1 rRNA gene is annotated in these 677 nt (G+C 57.8%); it reads right to left on the reverse strand.

What is annotated here, in order from left to right:
• Nucleotides 1–677, reverse strand: a 16S ribosomal RNA gene (locus G3A47_RS22820); the annotation flags it as partial.

A 677-nucleotide genomic window follows, 5' to 3' on the forward strand; every position in this document is an offset into this window, starting at 1 on the left:
CGTACTCCCCAGGCGGGGCACTTAATGCGTTAGCTACGGCGCGGAAAACGTGGAATGTCCCCCACACCTAGTGCCCAACGTTTACGGCATGGACTACCAGGGTATCTAATCCTGTTCGCTCCCCATGCTTTCGCTCCTCAGCGTCAGTTAATGCCCAGAGACCTGCCTTCGCCATCGGTGTTCCTCCTGATATCTGCGCATTTCACCGCTACACCAGGAATTCCAGTCTCCCCTACATCACTCTAGTCTGCCCGTACCCACCGCAGATCCGGAGTTGAGCCCCGGACTTTCACGGCAGACGCGACAAACCGCCTACGAGCTCTTTACGCCCAATAATTCCGGATAACGCTTGCGCCCTACGTATTACCGCGGCTGCTGGCACGTAGTTAGCCGGCGCTTCTTCTGCAGGTACCGTCAGTTTCGCGGGGTATTAACCCACGACGTTTCTTTCCTGCCAAAAGTGCTTTACAACCCGAAGGCCTTCATCGCACACGCGGGATGGCTGGATCAGGGTTTCCCCCATTGTCCAAAATTCCCCACTGCTGCCTCCCGTAGGAGTCTGGGCCGTGTCTCAGTCCCAGTGTGGCCGGTCACCCTCTCAGGCCGGCTACCCGTCGTCGCCTTGGTGAGCCATTACCTCACCAACAAGCTGATAGGCCGCGAGTCCATCCAAAACC

Origin of the sequence: Flavobacterium poyangense, assembly GCF_011751075.1 — a bacterium.
GTDB lineage: Bacteria > Bacteroidota > Bacteroidia > Flavobacteriales > Flavobacteriaceae > Flavobacterium > Flavobacterium poyangense.